The following is an 18,203-nucleotide window of genomic DNA, read 5'->3' as shown; positions in this document are numbered from 1 at the left end:
GATCACTTAAACTCAGCAAGGCCGCGTCACCAGGGGTAGCAATACGTAAATGTGTGCATTAGCGCCCATGCTTGTGTGCATATGCCCAAAACATTAATTTAATAACGCGTATTTAATGAGCGCTTGCACAATGATTAACGTTGTGCTGATGATTATACTAAATCACGGTTTCATAACGTCTGATAAATTATTATCTATTTTTATTATCGGTAATTTATCGCGAGAAACACTCACAAAATAATAATAAAAACCTTTTATGTGCCCGAGGTAAATAGAATGATATTGGATACAGTTGTCGAGAAAAAGAAAGGTACGCACACCCGTTATTTAATATTGCTGATAATATTTATTGTTACAGCCGTTAACTATGCGGACCGTGCGACGCTGTCTATTGCCGGAACTGAAGTGGCGAAAGAGTTACATCTCAGCGCCATCTCAATGGGTTACATTTTCTCCGCCTTCGGCTGGGCTTACCTGTTGATGCAAATCCCCGGCGGCTGGCTGCTGGATAAATTCGGCTCGAAGAAAGTCTACACCTACAGTTTGTTCTTCTGGTCACTGTTTACCTTCCTGCAGGGCTTTGTGGACATGTTCCCGCTGGCCTGGGCGGGTATTTCAATGTTCATCATGCGCTTTATGCTGGGCTTCTCGGAAGCGCCATCCTTCCCGGCTAATGCCCGTATCGTGGCGGCCTGGTTCCCAACGAAAGAGCGCGGCACGGCATCTGCGATTTTTAACTCCGCACAGTATTTCTCCCTGGCGCTGTTTTCCCCGCTGCTCGGCTGGCTGACCTTCGCCTGGGGCTGGGAGCACGTCTTTACCGTGATGGGCGTGATTGGTTTTGTGCTTACCGGACTGTGGGTAAAGTTTATTCATAACCCAACCGATCACCCGCGCATGTCGCAAGAAGAGTTGAAGTTTATCTCTGAAAACGGCGCGGTCGTGGATATGGACCATAAAAAACCGGGCGATGTGAAGTCAGGTGGTCCTAAACTGCATTATATCAAGCAGTTGCTGACAAATCGTATGATGCTTGGTGTGTTCTTTGGCCAGTATTTTATCAACACAATTACCTGGTTTTTTCTCACCTGGTTCCCGATTTACCTGGTTCAGGAAAAAGGTATGTCGATTCTGAAAGTGGGCCTGGTGGCTTCGATTCCGGCACTGTGCGGGTTTTTCGGTGGTGTGCTCGGCGGCGTGTTCTCTGATTATCTGATTAAACGTGGTTTCAGCATTACCCTGGCGCGTAAGCTGCCGATAGTGCTCGGCATGTTGCTCGCATCGACCATTATTCTGTGTAACTACACCGATAATACCGCTCTTGTGGTGGCGCTGATGGCGCTGGCGTTCTTCGGTAAAGGTTTCGGCGCGCTGGGTTGGCCGGTGATTTCCGATACCGCGCCGAAAGAGATTGTCGGTCTGTGCGGTGGGGTATTTAACGTATTTGGCAACGTGGCTTCCATCGTCACCCCGCTGGTGATTGGGTATCTGGTGAGCGAGCTGCACTCATTTAATGCTGCGCTGATGTTTGTAGGGTGCTCGGCGCTGATGGCAATGGTTTGCTACCTGTTTATTGTCGGTGACATTAAACGTATGGAATTGCAGAAATAAACAAAGGTATAGGCGATGAATAACACGATTTTCCCGAATAAGTTTAAAGCGGCCCTCGCGGCGCAACAAATTCAGATTGGCTGCTGGTCTGCATTGGCCAGCCCAATCAGTACCGAAGTTTTAGGCCTGGCAGGTTTTGACTGGCTGGTACTGGATGGCGAACATGCGCCGAATGATATCTCGACGTTTATTCCGCAATTGATGGCGCTGAAAGGCAGCGACAGCGCGGCGGTAGTGCGTGTACCAACCAACGAGCCGGTAATTATCAAGCGTCTGCTGGATATCGGGTTTTACAACTTCCTGATCCCGTTCGTTGAGACGGAAGAAGAAGCGGTTAACGCTGTGGCGTCGACCCGCTATCCGCCGGAAGGTATTCGCGGCGTGTCCGTATCCCATCGCGCCAATATGTTTGGCACCGTACCGGACTACTTTGCGCAGTCGAATAAGAACATCACCATCATCGTGCAGATCGAAAGTCAGCAGGGCGTTGATAACGTTGACGCAATCGCGGCGACAGAAGGCGTTGACGGTGTCTTCGTTGGACCAAGCGATCTGGCTGCGGCGCTAGGTCACCTCGGCAATGCGTCACATCCTGATGTGCAGAAAGCTATCCAGCACATTTTTGCCCGCGCGAAAGCACACGGCAAACCAAGCGGCATTCTGGCCCCGGTAGAGGCGGATGCGCGTCGTTATCTGGAGTGGGGCGCGACGTTTGTTGCCGTTGGCAGCGACCTTGGCGTGTTCCGTTCAGCCACGCAGAAACTGGCTGATTCTTTTAAGAAATAACCACCATCGACAGTAGAGAGAGATAAAGACATGACAATGAAAGTTGGTTTTATTGGCCTCGGTATTATGGGTAAACCAATGAGTAAAAACCTCCTCAAGGCAGGTTACTCGCTGGTGGTTGCTGACCGTAACCCGGAATCCATTGCGGAAGTAATTGCCGCAGGTGCTGAAACTGCCGCCACGGCGAAAGATATCGCTGAGCAGTGTGATGTGATCATCACCATGCTGCCGAACTCTCCGCATGTTAAGGAAGTGGCACTGGGTGAAGGCGGCATTATTGAAGGGGCGAAACCGGGCACAGTGCTTATCGACATGAGCTCCATTGCACCGTTGGCCAGCCGTGAAATTAGCGACGCGCTGAAAGCGAAAGGCGTGGATATGTTGGATGCGCCGGTCAGCGGCGGCGAGCCAAAAGCGATTGACGGCACGTTGTCGGTGATGGTCGGCGGCGATAAAGCGATTTTCGACAAGTACTACGATCTGCTGAAAGCGATGGCAGGCTCCGTGGTGCATACCGGTGAAATTGGTGCGGGTAACGTTACCAAGCTGGCGAATCAGGTGATTGTGGCGCTGAACATTGCCGCGATGTCTGAAGCGCTGACGCTGGCGACCAAAGCGGGTGTGAATCCGGATCTGGTGTATCAGGCGATCCGTGGCGGGCTGGCAGGCAGCACCGTGCTGGATGCGAAAGCGCCGATGGTGATGGATCGCAACTTTAAACCAGGTTTCCGTATTGACCTGCATATCAAAGACCTGGCGAACGCGCTGGATACCTCTCATGGCGTTGGCGCTCAGTTGCCGCTGACTGCAGCAGTCATGGAGATGATGCAGGCGCTACGCGCAGATGGATTGGGTACTGCCGATCACAGTGCGCTCGCATGCTACTACGAAAAACTGGCGAAAGTGGAAGTCACTCGCTAACAAGAAGGGCGCGGATGTGCGCCCTGTATTTCTTGCCTTGCGCGGCACAGTCAGGCTACATAACTATGAAAATCGTAATTGCCCCAGACTCTTATAAAGAAAGCCTTTCTGCCACCGAGGTAGCTCAGGCAATAGAAAAAGGATTTCGGGAAATTTTCCCCGATGCGCAATATGTTTCTGTTCCGGTTGCCGATGGCGGCGAAGGAACGGTTGAAGCCATGATTGCCGCGACGCAAGGGAGTGAACATTCAGCGCAAGTAACGGGGCCGCTGGGCGAAAAAGTGAATGCCTGCTGGGGCATGTCTGGAGATGGTAAAACTGCGTTTATCGAAATGGCGGCAGCCAGCGGTCTGGCGTTGGTGCCTCCTGAAAAGCGCAACCCTTTAGTCACTACGTCACGCGGTACCGGAGAGCTGATTTTGCAGGCGCTGGATAGCGGTGCGCAGAGCATCATTATTGGCATCGGCGGCAGTGCCACCAACGACGGTGGCGCGGGTATGGTGCAGGCGCTGGGGGCAAAACTTTGCGACGCCAACGGGACAGAAATTGGCTATGGTGGTGGAAGCCTGATGAGTCTGAACTCCATCGATATCTCGGGTCTGGATCCGCGCTTAAAAACCTGTTCCATTCGCGTGGCCTGTGATGTGACTAATCCACTCATCGGCGATTCTGGCGCTTCGCGCATTTTTGGCCCGCAGAAAGGGGCGACGGAAGAACGCATTCTCGAACTGGACCGTAATCTGTCTCATTATGCCGACATTATTAAAAAGTCTCTGCGGGTTGATGTGAAAGATGTGCCAGGCTCCGGTGCGGCAGGTGGAATGGGCGCGGCATTAATGGCTTTTTTAGGCGCCGAGCTGCGCAGCGGTATCGAGATTGTGACCCAGGCGCTCAATCTGGAAGAGCATATTCACGACTGTACGCTGGTGGTGACCGGCGAAGGGCGGATCGACAGCCAGAGCATTCACGGCAAAGTGCCGGTAGGCGTGGCGAATGTCGCGAAGAAGTACCACAAGCCGGTTATTGGTATTGGCGGCAGCCTGACGCGCGATGTGGAGGTCGTGCATCAATATGGTATCGATGCGGTATTTAGCGTATTGACCAGCATCAGCACGCTGGAAGAGGCCTTCCGTGGGGCATTTGATAATATTTATCGCGCCTCAAGAAACATCGCTGCCACGTTAGCGATAGGAATGCGCAGTGCGGGGTGACATTGCCCCGCAAACCCTCTATACTGCGCGCCGAAGCTGACCAGACAGTCGCCGCTTCGTCGTCGTCCTCTTCGGGGGAGACGGGCGGAGGGGAGGAAAGTCCGGGCTCCATAGGGCAGGGTGCCAGGTAACGCCTGGGGGGGAAACCCACGACCAGTGCAACAGAGAGCAAACCGCCGATGGCCCACGCAAGTGGGATCAGGTAAGGGTGAAAGGGTGCGGTAAGAGCGCACCGCGCGGCTGGTAACAGTCCGTGGCACGGTAAACTCCACCCGGAGCAAGGCCAAATAGGGGTTCACAAGGTACGGCCCGTACTGAACCCGGGTAGGCTGCTTGAGCCAGTGAGCGATTGCTGGCCTAGATGAATGACTGTCCACGACAGAACCCGGCTTATCGGTCAGCTTCACTCTTTATAAAACCCCGCTTCGGCGGGGTTTTTGCTTTCTGGGTAAGCCAGATGAATGACTGTCCACGACGCTATGCTCAAAAGAACGCGGCTTATCGGTCAGCTTCACTCTTTATAAAACCCCGCTTCGGCGGGGTTTTTGCTTTCTGGGTAAGCCAGATGAATGACTGTCCACGACGCTATGCTCAAAAGAACGCGGCTTATCGGTCAGCTTCACTCTTTATAAAACCCCGCTTCGGCGGGGTTTTTGCTTTCTGGGTAAGCCAGATGAATGACTGTCCACGACGCTATGCTCAAAAGAACGCGGCTTATCGGTCAGCTTCACTCTTTATAAAGCCTCGCTTCGGCGGGGTTTTTGCTTTCTGGGCAGGTTGCCATGCCTGATGGCGCTGCGCTTATCAGGCCTACTAGGGGAGAGACTGGTTTTGTAGGCCGGATAAGGTGTTTACACCGCCATCCGGCAGAGGTTTTACAGCGAGCATTGAGATTGGTTTTCGAGGATGCAGGCGCTTATTTCCTTCCTATCTAATTTTTATATCCCTATTATTTATGCACCAAATTTCTTTTATCTGAGGGGAATGTGTCGGTGGATATTTCTAATTTTGTGACGACCAACACAAAACGCTGTGCGATACGTTTTTCTCGAGAATAATCGAACGCAATCGATCGCCATCACAAAATTACTTGCTAATAAATCGCACAAAATCAGTGTTAATATAATGTTGCATATGATAATTGTTTGTATTATTTAGATTGAATTTTAATAAATGCAATGTTTCTTTACAAACAAATGTGGCGAAAAAATGTGATGCATAACGTTATTTAATCGCCATAATCATTAAAATATAATTAAATTTGATAAGTTGTTTATTAAATTTAAGCGCCATCTTGCCTGATAATTGTTCTGTAATTGATTGAAATATAGCCTTTCATGGTTTTAAAAAATAGTGGAAAAAATGGGGGTGTTATAGCCATAAAAAATCGTTATCCCCCCATCTTTTTTTGACTAAAGTCAGGATAAAGTGAGATCGATAATTCATATCTATATGATTATTAAGTGATTTAAATTTTAACGATAGTCTTACAAAATGTAAGTCAAGGGGATTTGTGAGGGGTAGCACATATCCTTGTTCGCTTAATTTGGTACACTTCCTGCCGTCAACAAAGTAATTAACGCAGGTCGATATGAATACTATTACACTCCCTAAAACACAGCACTTAGTGGTCTTTCAGGAAGTCATTAGAAGCGGTTCTATCGGCTCAGCTGCAAAAGAATTAGGTTTAACTCAACCGGCTGTCAGCAAAATCATTAATGATGTAGAGGCTTATTTCGGTATTGAGTTAGTTGTACGTAAAAATACTGGTGTGACATTGACTCAGGCAGGTCAGGTGATGCTCTCATGGTCTGAATCTATTACCCGTGAAATGAAAAACATGGTTGATGAGATGAACAGTATGACGAGCAATGCGGTCGTTGATGTGTCGTTTGGCTTTCCTTCACTGATCGCCTTCACCATCATGTCCGGCATGATTAAAAAATTCAAAGAAGTGTTCCCGAAAGCGCAGGTTTCTATGTATGAAGCTCAGCTCTCCTCCTTCTTACCGGCGATTCGTGACGGACGTCTGGATTTCGCCATCGGTACGCTGAGTGATGAGATGAAACTGCACGATCTGCATGTTGAGCCGCTCTTTGAGTCAGACTTTATCCTGGTTGCCAGCAAGTCCCGAACATGCACCGGCATCACCTCGCTGAGCGCGTTGAAAAACGAACAGTGGGTGTTGCCACAAACGAATATGGGGTACTACAGCGAACTTCTTACCACGTTACAGAATAATGGCATCAGCAGTGAAAACATCGTTAAAACAGACTCTGTCGTTACGATTTATAATCTTGTTCTCAATGCTGATTTCTTAACAGTAATTCCCTGCGATATGACCACACCGTTTGGCTCAAACCAGTTTATTACTATCCCGGTAGAAGAAACCTTACCCGTCGCGCGTTATGCCGCCGTGTGGTCGAAAAATTATCGAATTAAAAAAGCAGCATCTATTTTGGTGGAATTAGCCAAAGAGTATTCATCATATAATTGTCGGAGACGAAGGCAATTAATTGAAATTGATTAAAGATTAAATTTGTTTTAACACGAAATAAACGCCATTTGTCTATATCTGACAATGGTCACGGCTATCTATTTACTTTAATACCCAGGTAAGAGGTTCTAATGCACATTACATACGATCTCCCAGTTGCAATTGAAGATATCCTCGAAGCGAAAAAAAGACTTGCGGGGAAAATTTATAAAACGGGAATGCCTCGCTCTAACTATTTTAGTGAACGTTGCAAAGGGGAAATTTTCCTCAAGTTTGAAAACATGCAGCGTACCGGTTCATTTAAAATCCGTGGTGCTTTTAACAAGCTCAGTTCATTAACCGAAGCTGAAAGATGTAAGGGCGTGGTGGCTTGCTCTGCAGGTAACCACGCGCAAGGTGTTTCTCTCTCCTGCGCTATGCTCGGAATCGATGGCAAAGTGGTGATGCCGAAAGGCGCACCGAAGTCTAAAGTAGCGGCAACCTGCGATTATTCCGCAGAAGTTGTACTGCACGGCGACAACTTCAACGACACCATCGCTAAGGTTAGCGAGATTGTGGAAACTGAAGGCCGCATCTTTATTCCACCTTATGATGACCCGAAAGTTATTGCTGGTCAGGGCACTATTGGTCTGGAAATTCTGGAAGATCTGTACGATGTCGATAACGTGATTGTGCCAATTGGCGGTGGTGGACTGATTGCTGGTATTGCGGTGGCAATTAAATCTATTAACCCGACCATTAAAATTATTGGCGTACAGTCTGAAAACGTTCACGGCATGGCGGCTTCTTTCCACGCTGGAGAAATAACCACGCACCGAACGACCGGCACCCTGGCGGATGGTTGTGACGTTTCCCGCCCGGGTACTTTAACGTATGAAATTGTTCGTGAGTTGGTGGATGACATTGTCCTGGTCAGCGAAGATGAAATTCGCAACAGCATGGTGGCATTAATTCAGCGAAATAAAGTTGTGACTGAAGGTGCCGGCGCGCTGGCATGCGCAGCATTATTAAGCGGGAAATTAGATAGCTATATCCAGAACAGAAAAACAGTCAGCATTATTTCTGGCGGTAATATCGACCTTTCTCGTGTATCTCAAATTACTGGTTTAGTTGACGCTTAATATACTTCGTTGAGGATAGGATATGAGTACTACTGATAGCATTGTATCCAGCCAGACAAAACAGTCGTCCTGGCGCAAATCGGACACCACCTGGACACTGGGTTTATTTGGTACAGCCATCGGCGCTGGGGTGCTGTTCTTCCCTATCCGCGCAGGTTTTGGCGGACTGATCCCCATTCTGATCATGCTGGTGCTAGCATACCCCATCGCCTTCTATTGCCACCGTGCGCTGGCACGCCTGTGTCTTTCCGGTTCTAACCCTTCCGGTAACATCACAGAAACGGTTGAAGAGCACTTTGGTAAAACGGGCGGCGTGGTTATCACGTTCCTCTACTTCTTTGCGATTTGTCCGCTGCTGTGGATTTATGGCGTCACCATTACCAACACCTTTATGACCTTCTGGGAAAACCAGCTGCAGATGCCAGCGTTAAACCGTGGCTTCGTGGCGCTGTTCCTGCTGCTGTTGATGGCATTCGTCATCTGGTTTGGTAAAGATCTGATGGTTAAAGTGATGAGCTACCTGGTATGGCCGTTCATTGCCAGCCTGGTGCTTATTTCTCTGTCCCTGATCCCTTACTGGAACTCTGCGGTTATCGATCAGGTTGATATCAGCAATATCGCCCTGACTGGCCATGACGGCATCCTGGTTACCGTATGGCTGGGTATTTCCATCATGGTGTTCTCTTTCAACTTCTCACCGATTGTTTCTTCCTTCGTCGTCTCTAAACGTGAAGAGTATGAGAAAGATTACGGTCGCGAATTCACCGAGCAGAAATGTTCTAAAATCATCTCCCGCGCCAGTATGCTGATGGTTGCGGTGGTAATGTTCTTCGCCTTTAGCTGCCTGTTCACGCTCTCTCCGGCAAACATGGCGGATGCGAAAGCGCAAAACATTCCTGTGCTGTCTTACCTGGCAAACCACTTCGCTTCACTGTCCGGTACGAAGTCCACCTTCGCAACTGTTCTGGAGTACGGGGCTTCAATCATCGCCCTGGTTGCTATCTTCAAATCTTTCTTCGGCCACTATCTGGGCACGCTGGAAGGTCTGAACGGTCTGGTGCTGAAGTTTGGTTATAAAGGCGATAAAACGAAAGTTTCTGCCGGCAAACTTAATACCATCAGCATGATCTTCATCATGGGCTCCACCTGGGTTGTGGCTTACGCCAACCCGAACATCCTGGACCTGATTGAAGCAATGGGCGCGCCGATTATTGCCTCTCTGCTCTGCCTGCTGCCGATGTATGCCATCCGTAAAGCGCCATCACTGGCGAAATACCGTGGCCGTCTGGATAACGTGTTTGTTACCGTGATTGGTCTGCTGACCATCCTGAACATCGTCTACAAACTGTTTTAATCCTTAAGCTCAGGATGAGCGGAGTAGTGAAATGAATGAGTTTCCGGTAGTACTGGTTATTAACTGTGGTTCGTCTTCCATTAAATTCTCAGTGCTGGATGCAGCAAACTGTGAAGTTTTAATGGCGGGAATTGCAGACGGTATTAACTCTGAAAATGCGTTCATAGCAATTAATGGAGGAGAGCCAGCTAAGCTGGCTCACCACAGCTACGAAGACGCATTAAAAGCAATTGCCGTTGAACTGGAGAAACGTAATTTAATGGACAGCGTGGCCTTAATTGGCCACCGCATTGCCCACGGCGGAAATATCTTTACCGAATCAGCAATTATTACTGACGAAGTTATCGACAATATTCGCCGGGTATCGCCATTAGCACCGCTACATAATTATGCGAACCTGAGCGGGATTGAATCTGCTCAGCACCTTTTCCCAGGCGTGCAGCAGGTCGCGGTATTTGATACCAGCTTCCACCAGACGATGGCCCCTGAGGCCTATCTGTACGGTTTACCGTGGAAATATTATGAGGAGTTGGGCGTTCGTCGTTATGGCTTCCACGGCACGTCGCACCGCTATGTTTCTCAACGGGCGCATGAGCTTCTCGAACTGCAGAGTGATGACTCCGGTCTGGTTGTAGCGCACCTGGGCAACGGCGCGTCAATCTGTGCGGTACGTAATGGACAGAGCGTTGATACCTCAATGGGCATGACGCCGCTGGAAGGGCTGATGATGGGCACCCGCAGTGGAGACGTCGATTTCGGCGCCATGGCGTGGATTGCCAGCGAAACCAACCAGACGCTCGGCGACCTTGAGCGCGTAGTGAATAAAGAGTCCGGTTTACTGGGTATTTCCGGTTTGTCCTCTGACTTACGTACGTTAGAAAAAGCCTGGCACGAAGGACATGAGCGTGCGCAGCTGGCGATTAAAACGTTTGTGCATCGTATTGCACGCCATATCGCCGGACATGCCGCATCGCTGCATCGTCTTGATGGGATTATTTTCACTGGCGGAATTGGTGAGAACTCGGTATTAATTCGTCGTCTGGTTATTGAACATCTCGCCGTTTTAGGGGTGAATATCGACAGCGAAATGAATAGCCTGCCAAATTCCCATGGCGAAAGAATTATCTCTAATAAAGATGCTCGTGTTATTTGTGCGGTTATTCCCACAAATGAAGAGAAAATGATTGCGCGTGATGCCATTGCCTTAGGCAAAATTAATACACCAGTAGAATTTGCATAATTAAATTTCAGCAGAGAGATTATTTTTCATGAAGGTAAATATCGATACCAGCGATATGCTGTATGCCGAAGCCTGGAATGGCTTTAAAGGTACGGACTGGAAAGAAGAAATTAATGTCCGTGATTTTATTCAGCACAACTATACGCCTTATGAAGGGGATGAATCTTTCCTCGCCGAAGCAACGCCTGCGACCACTGCATTGTGGGAAAAAGTTATGGCGGGCATCCGTATTGAAAACTCGACGCACGCGCCGGTTGATTTCGATACCAATATTGCGACCACGATAACCGCGCATGACGCCGGTTATATTGAACAAGAACTGGAAAAAATCGTCGGTCTACAAACGGATAAGCCGCTCAAGCGTGCTCTGCATCCGTTTGGCGGCATCAATATGATCAAAAGCTCTTTTGATGCTTATGGTCGTGAGATGGATGCTGATTTTGAATACCAGTTTACTGAACTGCGTAAAACCCATAACCAGGGCGTATTTGACGCCTACTCTCCGGATATGCTGCGCTGCCGTAAATCCGGCGTGCTGACCGGCCTGCCGGATGGTTACGGTCGTGGTCGTATCATCGGTGATTACCGCCGCGTCGCGCTGTATGGTATCCGCTATCTGGTGCGTGAGCGTGAACTGCAGTTTGCCGATCTCCAGTCGAACCTGGAGTGGGGCCAGAATCTTGAAGCCACGATTCGTCTGCGCGAAGAGCTGTCTGAGCACCGCCGCGCCCTGCTGCAAATGCAGGAAATGGCGGCGAAATATGGCTGCGATATCTCCCGTCCGGCGCGTAATGCGCAGGAAGCGGTGCAGTGGGTGTACTTTGCTTACCTGGCTGCGGTGAAATCTCAGAACGGTGGCGCTATGTCGCTGGGCCGTACCGCATCGTTCCTCGACATCTACATTGAGCGCGATTTCAAAGCGGGAATTTTAAACGAGCAGCAGGCGCAGGAGCTGATCGACCACTTCATTATGAAGATCCGTATGGTGCGCTTCCTGCGTACGCCGGAATTCGACACTCTGTTCTCAGGCGACCCAATCTGGGCGACCGAAGTTATCGGCGGTATGGGACTGGATGGCCGCACGCTGGTGACGAAAAACTCGTTCCGCTACCTGCATACGCTACACACCATGGGCCCGGCACCTGAGCCGAACCTGACGGTGCTGTGGTCTGAGCAGCTACCGATAGCCTTCAAAAAGTACGCCGCCCAGGTGTCTATCATCACTTCGTCTTTGCAGTATGAAAACGACGATCTGATGCGTGCCGACTTTGACAGCGATGACTATGCCATTGCCTGCTGCGTCAGCCCGATGGTTATCGGCAAGCAAATGCAGTTCTTCGGGGCGCGTGCCAACCTCGCCAAAACGTTGCTGTATGCAATCAACGGCGGCGTGGATGAGAAACTGAAAATCCAGGTCGGGCCGAAAACGGCACCGCTGATGGATGACGTGTTGGACTACGACACGGTGATGGAGAGCCTGGACCACTTTATGGACTGGCTGGCCGTGCAGTACATCAGCGCGTTGAACATCATCCACTACATGCACGACAAGTACAGCTACGAAGCTTCGCTGATGGCGCTGCACGATCGTGATGTCTATCGCACGATGGCCTGTGGTATGGCGGGTCTGTCCGTGGCGGCGGATTCTCTGTCGGCTATCAAATACGCTCGCGTGAAACCGATTCGTGATGAAAATGGTCTGGCAGTTGATTTCGAAATCGAAGGCGACTATCCGCAATACGGTAACAACGACGAGCGCGTAGACAGCATTGCCTGCGACCTGGTCGAACGCTTTATGAAGAAAATTAAGGTGTTGCCAACCTACCGTAACGCGGTGCCGACGCAGTCCATTCTGACCATTACCTCCAACGTGGTGTACGGACAGAAAACCGGTAACACGCCGGACGGACGTCGCGCAGGTACGCCGTTTGCGCCAGGGGCGAACCCGATGCACGGCCGCGATCGTAAAGGTGCGGTGGCGTCGTTAACCTCGGTTGCCAAACTGCCGTTCACCTATGCCAAAGACGGTATCTCGTACACCTTCTCCATTGTGCCGGCAGCGCTGGGCAAAGAGGATGGAGTGCGTAAAACCAACCTGGTCGGTCTGCTGGACGGTTACTTCCACCATGAAGCACATGTGGAAGGTGGTCAGCATCTGAACGTTAACGTTATGAACCGTGAAATGTTGATGGATGCCATTGAGCACCCGGAAAACTATCCGAACCTGACGATCCGCGTGTCTGGTTATGCGGTGCGCTTCAACGCGCTGACCCGCGAACAGCAGCAGGATGTTATTTCACGTACTTTCACCCAGGCGCTCTGACGCCGGAGGGACTATGAGAAAAGTAATTGCAACCGAATGTGCGCCAGGGGCGATTGGGCCTTACGTACAGGGTGTGGTTCTGGGCAGCATGGTGTTGACGTCAGGTCAAATCCCGGTATGTCCACAGACCGGTGAAGTGGCAGAAAACGTAGCCGATCAGGCGCGTCAAAGCCTGGAAAACGTGAAAGCGATCGTCGAGTCCGCAGGTTTGAAAGTGAGCGATATCGTGAAGACGACCGTTTTCGTTTCTGACCTGAACGACTTCGCCACCATTAATCAGGTGTACCAGCAGTTCTTTGATGAGCATAAGGCAATCTACCCCACGCGCAGTTGCGTGCAGGTCGCCCGCTTACCAAAGGATGTGAAACTGGAGATTGAAGCCATCGCCGTACGTGGCGACACGCTGTAATCCCTTGCGGGGCGATCTCAGGATCGCCCCGATCCTTAATGAGTGTGAAACCTGGTCTTCACTGAACGGCAATCCGAGGGTGTGGATATGATTAGCGCATTCGATATTTTTAAGATTGGCATTGGACCTTCCAGCTCCCATACCGTGGGGCCAATGAACGCAGGTAAAAGCTTTATCGATCTGTTGGTCAGCTGTGGGGAACTCCCCAAGGCTACGCATATTGTGGTCGATCTTTACGGATCGCTCTCCCTGACCGGAAAAGGTCATGCGACAGACGTCGCCATCATAATGGGACTGGCCGGTAACAGTCCGCAAAACGTTAATATAGATTCAATCGCTGGCTTTATTCAGGAAGTGGCCCGTACCGGACGTTTACCGGTTGCAGAGGGCACGCATATTGTCGATTTCACTCCAGATAAAAATATTCTTTTTCACGCCGAAACGCTGCCGCGCCATGAAAATGGCATGCGTATCACCGCATGGAACGGCACCGAGACGCTATTAAGCAAAACCTATTACTCCGTCGGCGGTGGTTTTATCGTTGAAGAGGAGCAATTTGGTCAGGCGCATGATGTTGAAGCACACGTGCCCTATAATTTTCATTCCGCCAGCGAACTGCTGAAACTGTGCGAGCGCAACGGGCTATCCGTTTCCGGTCTGATGATGCAGAACGAACTGGCGATGCGTAGCAAAGAAGAAATCGATGCTGGTTTTGCCGCCATCTGGGACGTCATGCACGCCGGCATTGAGCGCGGCATGAACACCGAAGGCGTCCTGCCGGGTCCATTGAACGTACCGCGTCGCGCCGTAGCATTACGCCGGTTGCTGGTTTCCAGCGATAACCTGTCCAGCGACCCGATGAACGTTATTGACTGGATCAACATGTTCGCGCTGGCCGTGAGCGAAGAAAACGCCGCCGGATGCAGGGTTGTGACGGCACCGACCAACGGCGCATGTGGAATTATCCCTGCCGTATTGGCCTATTACGACAAGTTCCGCCGTCCGGTGAATGCAAACTCCATTGCCCGTTACTTGCTGGCCGCGGGGGCGATAGGGGCGCTGTATAAGATGAACGCCTCTATTTCTGGTGCCGAAGTCGGCTGTCAGGGTGAAATTGGCGTAGCCTGTTCAATGGCGGCAGCCGGGCTGACCGAGTTGCTCGGCGGTAGCCCGTCGCAGGTTTGTATTGCGGCGGAAATCGCCATGGAGCATAACCTGGGGCTGACCTGCGATCCGGTTGCTGGACAGGTGCAAATACCTTGCATTGAGCGTAATGCGATCAACGCGGTAAAAGCCGTCAACGCCGCACGCATGGCGCTACGTCGCACATCAGAGCCACGCGTTTCGCTCGATAAAGTGATCGAGACCATGTATGAAACGGGCAAAGATATGAACGACAAATACCGCGAAACGTCACGCGGTGGTCTGGCGATTAAAGTAGTTTGTACCTGAGATGAAAGGGTGCGTTTGTAGGCCGGATAAGGCGTAAGCGCCGCCGCTCCCTTGCATCCCAGGCTCCCGGCGGGAAAATCGTCGCTGCGCGAGCTATTCGTCTTATTCCGTCTGCCTGTCGGGTCGGGGCCGAGCCTGCATCCATGCAGGCCGTCCCCTCTGCCCGCATCCCTGCGGGCAGTCCCGGTCAGCCGTCAACGCCTCATCGATTTTCAGCCGGACCGGGGTCATCGCTTCAACGCACTGACTTCCAGTTAAATCTGTTTTGCTGTTTTAACAAAAAACGCAGAAGGTGAGGTGTTAACTGATCAGCATTAGCACTTTGGTGCACATTTTTTGTTGTGATCTGCTTCAAAAATAGAATTTAAATCCCATATGTTCATGTAAAAGAGAAAGTATTTCTTAACTTTTAGAAATTAAAGGGGTTTGTTTGTGAAGTTTTTCTCTGATCCTACGCGTATGATTTCTTCATTACTCCAATAGCTCACCTGCACCTAAGTACTGCGTATCGCATTGATGCAGTACGAAAAAAATATAAAAACCTCTACCTACACATTGAGCGGGAAATTATGGAAACGGCAACGAATAGTAGCGTAATACTCGACGCATCTGCTCCGGCACGTCGGGCGGGAATGACCGAAAGCGAATGGCGTGAAGCCATTAAATTCGACAGCACGGACACCGGCTGGGTCATTATGAGTATCGGTATGGCAATTGGCGCGGGGATTGTTTTTCTTCCTGTCCAGGTAGGATTGATGGGGCTGTGGGTGTTCTTGCTCTCCTCTATCATCGGCTACCCAGCCATGTACCTGTTCCAGCGCCTGTTTATCAACACGCTGGCTGAGTCCCCAGAGTGTAAAGACTACCCGAGCGTGATCAGCGGCTATCTGGGTAAGAACTGGGGCATCCTGTTAGGTGCGTTGTATTTTGTGATGCTGGTTATCTGGATGTTCGTTTATTCCACCGCCATCACCAATGACAGCGCCTCCTATCTGCACACGTTTGGTGTGACGGAAGGTTTACTGTCCGACAGCCCGTTCTATGGCCTGGTACTGATTTGCATCCTGGTGGCTATCTCGTCACGCGGGGAACAAATGCTGTTTAAAATCTCCACCGGCATGGTAATGACCAAGCTGCTGGTTGTGGCAGCGCTTGGCGTGTCGATGGTAGGGATGTGGCATCTGCATAACGCGGGTTCACTGCCGCCGATGGCGCTGCTGATCAAAAATGCGATCATCACTCTGCCGTTTACGCTGACCTCGATTCTGTTTATTCAGACCTTAAGCCCGATGGTTATCTCATACCGTTCACGCAACAAATCCATCGAAGTGGCGCGCCATAAAGCCCTGCGTGCCATGAACATCGCGTTCGGTATTCTGTTTGTTACCGTCTTTTTCTACGCCGTTTCCTTCACGTTGGCGATGGGCCACGACGAAGCGGTTAAAGCTTATGAGCAGAACATTTCCGCTCTGGCGATTGCCGCGCAATTTATCAATGGTGCGGGTGCTGGCTGGGTGAAAATCGTCAGCGTTATTCTGAACATTTTCGCCGTTATGACCGCTTTCTTCGGTGTCTACTTAGGTTTCCGTGAAGCGACTCAAGGGATCGTGATGAACATTCTGCGCCGCTATATGCCGGCTGAGAAAATCAACGAAACCTTTGTTCAGCGCGGCATTATGATTTTTGCCATCCTGCTGGCCTGGAGCGCAATTGTGCTCAACGCGCCGGTGCTGAGCTTCACCTCTATTTGTAGCCCTATCTTCGGCATGGTGGGTTGTCTGATCCCGGCCTGGCTGGTCTACAAAGTTCCTGCACTGCACAAATACAAAGGCGCTTCCCTGTATCTGATTATTTTCACGGGCCTGCTGTTGTGCGTTTCTCCGTTCCTGGCATTTTCCTGAGATATTTGAGCAAAGGTTGTTGTTATGTTTGAGACTACATTGAATCCATTATGGGATAGTTTTATCCGCGCGGTGCAGGAAGAAGTTAAGCCTGCGTTGGGCTGTACAGAACCTATCTCTCTGGCTCTGGCGGCGGCGGTTGCATCCTCTGAGCTGGACGGCGCGGTTGAACGCATTGACGCGTGGGTCTCACCGAACCTGATGAAAAACGGCATGGGCGTTACCGTGCCGGGTACCGGAATGGTCGGGTTACCTGTCGCGGCGGCGCTGGGTGCGCTGGGGGGAAATGCCCGTGCCGGTTTAGAGGTACTGAAAGATGCGTCACCACAAGCGATCGCCGATGCGAAAGCGATGCTGAGCGCTGGCAAGGTTGCGGTGATGCTGCAGGAGCCTTGCGAGGACATCCTCTTTTCCCGCGCGAAGGTTTACAGCGCTGAAGGATGGGCGTGCGTGACGATTGTGGGCGGTCATACCAACATTGTGCACATCGAAACCAATAAGGGCGTAGTGTTCACCACAGAACAGAATGCTCAGGAAGAGGAACAGGAGTCGCCGCTGGCGGTATTGTCTCACACCTCGCTGGAAGAGATTCTGGCGTTCGTGAACGCGGTACCGTTTGAGTCAATCCGCTTCATTCTCGATGCGGCAAAACTGAACGGTGCGCTGTCTCAGGAAGGGCTGCGCGGTAACTGGGGTTTGCACATCGGAACTACGCTTGAGAAGCAGTGTGTGCGTGGCCTGTTGGCGAACGATCTCTCCACCTCTATTCTGATCCGCACCAGTGCGGCATCGGATGCGCGAATGGGCGGGGCGACGCTGCCGGCCATGAGCAACTCCGGCTCCGGTAATCAGGGCATTACCGCGACTGTTCCGGTGATGGTGGTGGCTGAGCACTTTGGCGCGGATGAGGAGAAACTGGCACGTGCGCTAATGTTGTCTCATCTGAGCGCTATCTACATCCATCATCAGCTTCCGCGTTTGTCTGCACTGTGTGCGGCAACTACGGCGGCGATGGGGGCAGCAGCGGGGATGGCATGGATCGTAGATGGTCGCTACAACACCATCGCGATGGCGATCAGCAGCATGATTGGTGACGTGAGCGGAATGATATGCGATGGCGCTTCAAACAGCTGCGCGATGAAAGTCTCAACCAGTGCTTCCGCGGCGTGGAAAGCGGTACTGATGGCGCTGGATGATACTGCTGTAACCGGCAACGAAGGGATTGTGGCGCATAACGTGGAACAATCTATCGCTAACCTGTGCGCGCTGGCGTGTCGTTCAATGCAGGAAACCGACAAGCAGATTATTGAGATCATGGCCAGTAAGGCACATTAATCTGTAGGCCGGGTAAGGCGTTGCCTCCACCCGGCATAAGTC

At 51.0% G+C, this 18,203-nt stretch carries 13 protein-coding genes and 1 other RNA gene; all 14 read left to right on the top strand.

The window, feature by feature from the left end; translation table 11 throughout:
* The first annotated feature begins 276 nt into the window (after window positions 1-276).
* The 14 genes from garP (at window position 277) to SK38_RS19170 (ending at window position 18,161) form a co-directional block, all read left to right on the top strand.
* A complete protein-coding gene (gene garP / locus SK38_RS19230; protein WP_008785890.1) occupies window positions 277-1,611 on the top strand; it encodes a galactarate/glucarate/glycerate transporter GarP in 1,335 nt (444 codons plus the stop codon).
* A 15-nt stretch (window positions 1,612-1,626) separates the two neighbouring features.
* The gene (gene garL, locus SK38_RS19225; protein WP_008785889.1) at window positions 1,627-2,397 is read left to right on the top strand and encodes a 2-dehydro-3-deoxyglucarate aldolase; all 771 of its coding nucleotides are present in this window, start codon (window positions 1,627-1,629) and stop codon (window positions 2,395-2,397) included.
* A gap of 30 nt (window positions 2,398-2,427) precedes the next feature.
* Window positions 2,428-3,318, top strand: coding sequence for a 2-hydroxy-3-oxopropionate reductase (gene garR, locus SK38_RS19220; protein WP_003828600.1), 891 nt, complete (start codon window positions 2,428-2,430; stop codon window positions 3,316-3,318).
* 65 nt (window positions 3,319-3,383) lie between these two features.
* Entirely contained in the window at window positions 3,384-4,529 is a 1,146-nt protein-coding gene (gene garK / locus SK38_RS19215; protein WP_032934186.1) for a glycerate 2-kinase, read from the top strand.
* Between the two features lie 32 nt (window positions 4,530-4,561).
* An RNA gene (gene rnpB, locus SK38_RS23385) (RNase P RNA component class A) lies at window positions 4,562-4,938 on the top strand.
* Window positions 4,939-6,120: 1,182 nt separating this feature from the next.
* Window positions 6,121-7,059 (top strand): transcriptional regulator TdcA, encoded by a 939-nt coding sequence (gene tdcA, locus SK38_RS19210; protein WP_003828596.1) that lies wholly within the window; start codon window positions 6,121-6,123, stop codon window positions 7,057-7,059.
* A gap of 98 nt (window positions 7,060-7,157) precedes the next feature.
* On the top strand, window positions 7,158-8,147 hold the full coding sequence (gene tdcB, locus SK38_RS19205) for a bifunctional threonine ammonia-lyase/L-serine ammonia-lyase TdcB (RefSeq protein WP_003828594.1): 990 nt from the start codon (window positions 7,158-7,160) through the stop codon (window positions 8,145-8,147).
* 22 nt (window positions 8,148-8,169) lie between these two features.
* Window positions 8,170-9,501 carry a threonine/serine transporter TdcC gene (gene tdcC, locus SK38_RS19200; RefSeq protein WP_008785886.1) on the top strand — a complete coding sequence of 444 codons (1,332 nt, stop codon included), beginning with the start codon at window positions 8,170-8,172 and terminating at the stop codon, window positions 9,499-9,501.
* Between the two features lie 31 nt (window positions 9,502-9,532).
* Window positions 9,533-10,741, top strand: coding sequence for a propionate kinase (tdcD, locus tag SK38_RS19195; RefSeq protein WP_048225677.1), 1,209 nt, complete (start codon window positions 9,533-9,535; stop codon window positions 10,739-10,741).
* Between the two features lie 28 nt (window positions 10,742-10,769).
* The gene (pflB, locus tag SK38_RS19190) at window positions 10,770-13,064 is read left to right on the top strand and encodes a formate C-acetyltransferase (protein WP_043017750.1); all 2,295 of its coding nucleotides are present in this window, start codon (window positions 10,770-10,772) and stop codon (window positions 13,062-13,064) included.
* A gap of 13 nt (window positions 13,065-13,077) precedes the next feature.
* Window positions 13,078-13,473, top strand: coding sequence for an enamine/imine deaminase (locus SK38_RS19185; protein ID WP_048236823.1), 396 nt, complete (start codon window positions 13,078-13,080; stop codon window positions 13,471-13,473).
* A gap of 87 nt (window positions 13,474-13,560) precedes the next feature.
* Window positions 13,561-14,925 (top strand): L-serine ammonia-lyase, encoded by a 1,365-nt coding sequence (tdcG, locus tag SK38_RS19180; protein WP_048236822.1) that lies wholly within the window; start codon window positions 13,561-13,563, stop codon window positions 14,923-14,925.
* Between the two features lie 569 nt (window positions 14,926-15,494).
* Complete coding sequence (locus tag SK38_RS19175) at window positions 15,495-16,826, top strand: SLC5/6 family protein (RefSeq protein WP_020996346.1); 1,332 nt, start codon at window positions 15,495-15,497, stop codon at window positions 16,824-16,826.
* Window positions 16,827-16,850: 24 nt separating this feature from the next.
* The gene (locus tag SK38_RS19170; RefSeq protein WP_048236821.1) at window positions 16,851-18,161 is read left to right on the top strand and encodes an L-cysteine desulfidase family protein; all 1,311 of its coding nucleotides are present in this window, start codon (window positions 16,851-16,853) and stop codon (window positions 18,159-18,161) included.
* Window positions 18,162-18,203: the final 42 nt, after the last annotated feature.

This window comes from Citrobacter sp. MGH110, assembly GCF_001037515.1.
GTDB lineage: Bacteria > Pseudomonadota > Gammaproteobacteria > Enterobacterales > Enterobacteriaceae > Citrobacter > Citrobacter portucalensis.
Note: the sequence above shows the minus strand (reverse complement) of the source record. Positions and strands in the feature narration are given on the sequence as shown.

Excerpts from the sequence above, each read along its gene's own strand:
- garP (WP_008785890.1), top strand. The coding sequence starts at position 277 with ATGATATTGGATACAGTTGTCGAGAAAAAGAAAGGTACGCACACCCGT.
- garL (WP_008785889.1), top strand. The coding sequence starts at position 1,627 with ATGAATAACACGATTTTCCCGAATAAGTTTAAAGCGGCCCTCGCGGCG.
- garR (WP_003828600.1), top strand. The coding sequence starts at position 2,428 with ATGACAATGAAAGTTGGTTTTATTGGCCTCGGTATTATGGGTAAACCA.
- garK (WP_032934186.1), top strand. The coding sequence starts at position 3,384 with ATGAAAATCGTAATTGCCCCAGACTCTTATAAAGAAAGCCTTTCTGCC.
- tdcA (WP_003828596.1), top strand. The coding sequence starts at position 6,121 with ATGAATACTATTACACTCCCTAAAACACAGCACTTAGTGGTCTTTCAG.
- tdcB (WP_003828594.1), top strand. The coding sequence starts at position 7,158 with ATGCACATTACATACGATCTCCCAGTTGCAATTGAAGATATCCTCGAA.
- tdcC (WP_008785886.1), top strand. The coding sequence starts at position 8,170 with ATGAGTACTACTGATAGCATTGTATCCAGCCAGACAAAACAGTCGTCC.
- tdcD (WP_048225677.1), top strand. The coding sequence starts at position 9,533 with ATGAATGAGTTTCCGGTAGTACTGGTTATTAACTGTGGTTCGTCTTCC.
- pflB (WP_043017750.1), top strand. The coding sequence starts at position 10,770 with ATGAAGGTAAATATCGATACCAGCGATATGCTGTATGCCGAAGCCTGG.
- SK38_RS19185 (WP_048236823.1), top strand. The coding sequence starts at position 13,078 with ATGAGAAAAGTAATTGCAACCGAATGTGCGCCAGGGGCGATTGGGCCT.
- tdcG (WP_048236822.1), top strand. The coding sequence starts at position 13,561 with ATGATTAGCGCATTCGATATTTTTAAGATTGGCATTGGACCTTCCAGC.
- SK38_RS19175 (WP_020996346.1), top strand. The coding sequence starts at position 15,495 with ATGGAAACGGCAACGAATAGTAGCGTAATACTCGACGCATCTGCTCCG.
- SK38_RS19170 (WP_048236821.1), top strand. The coding sequence starts at position 16,851 with ATGTTTGAGACTACATTGAATCCATTATGGGATAGTTTTATCCGCGCG.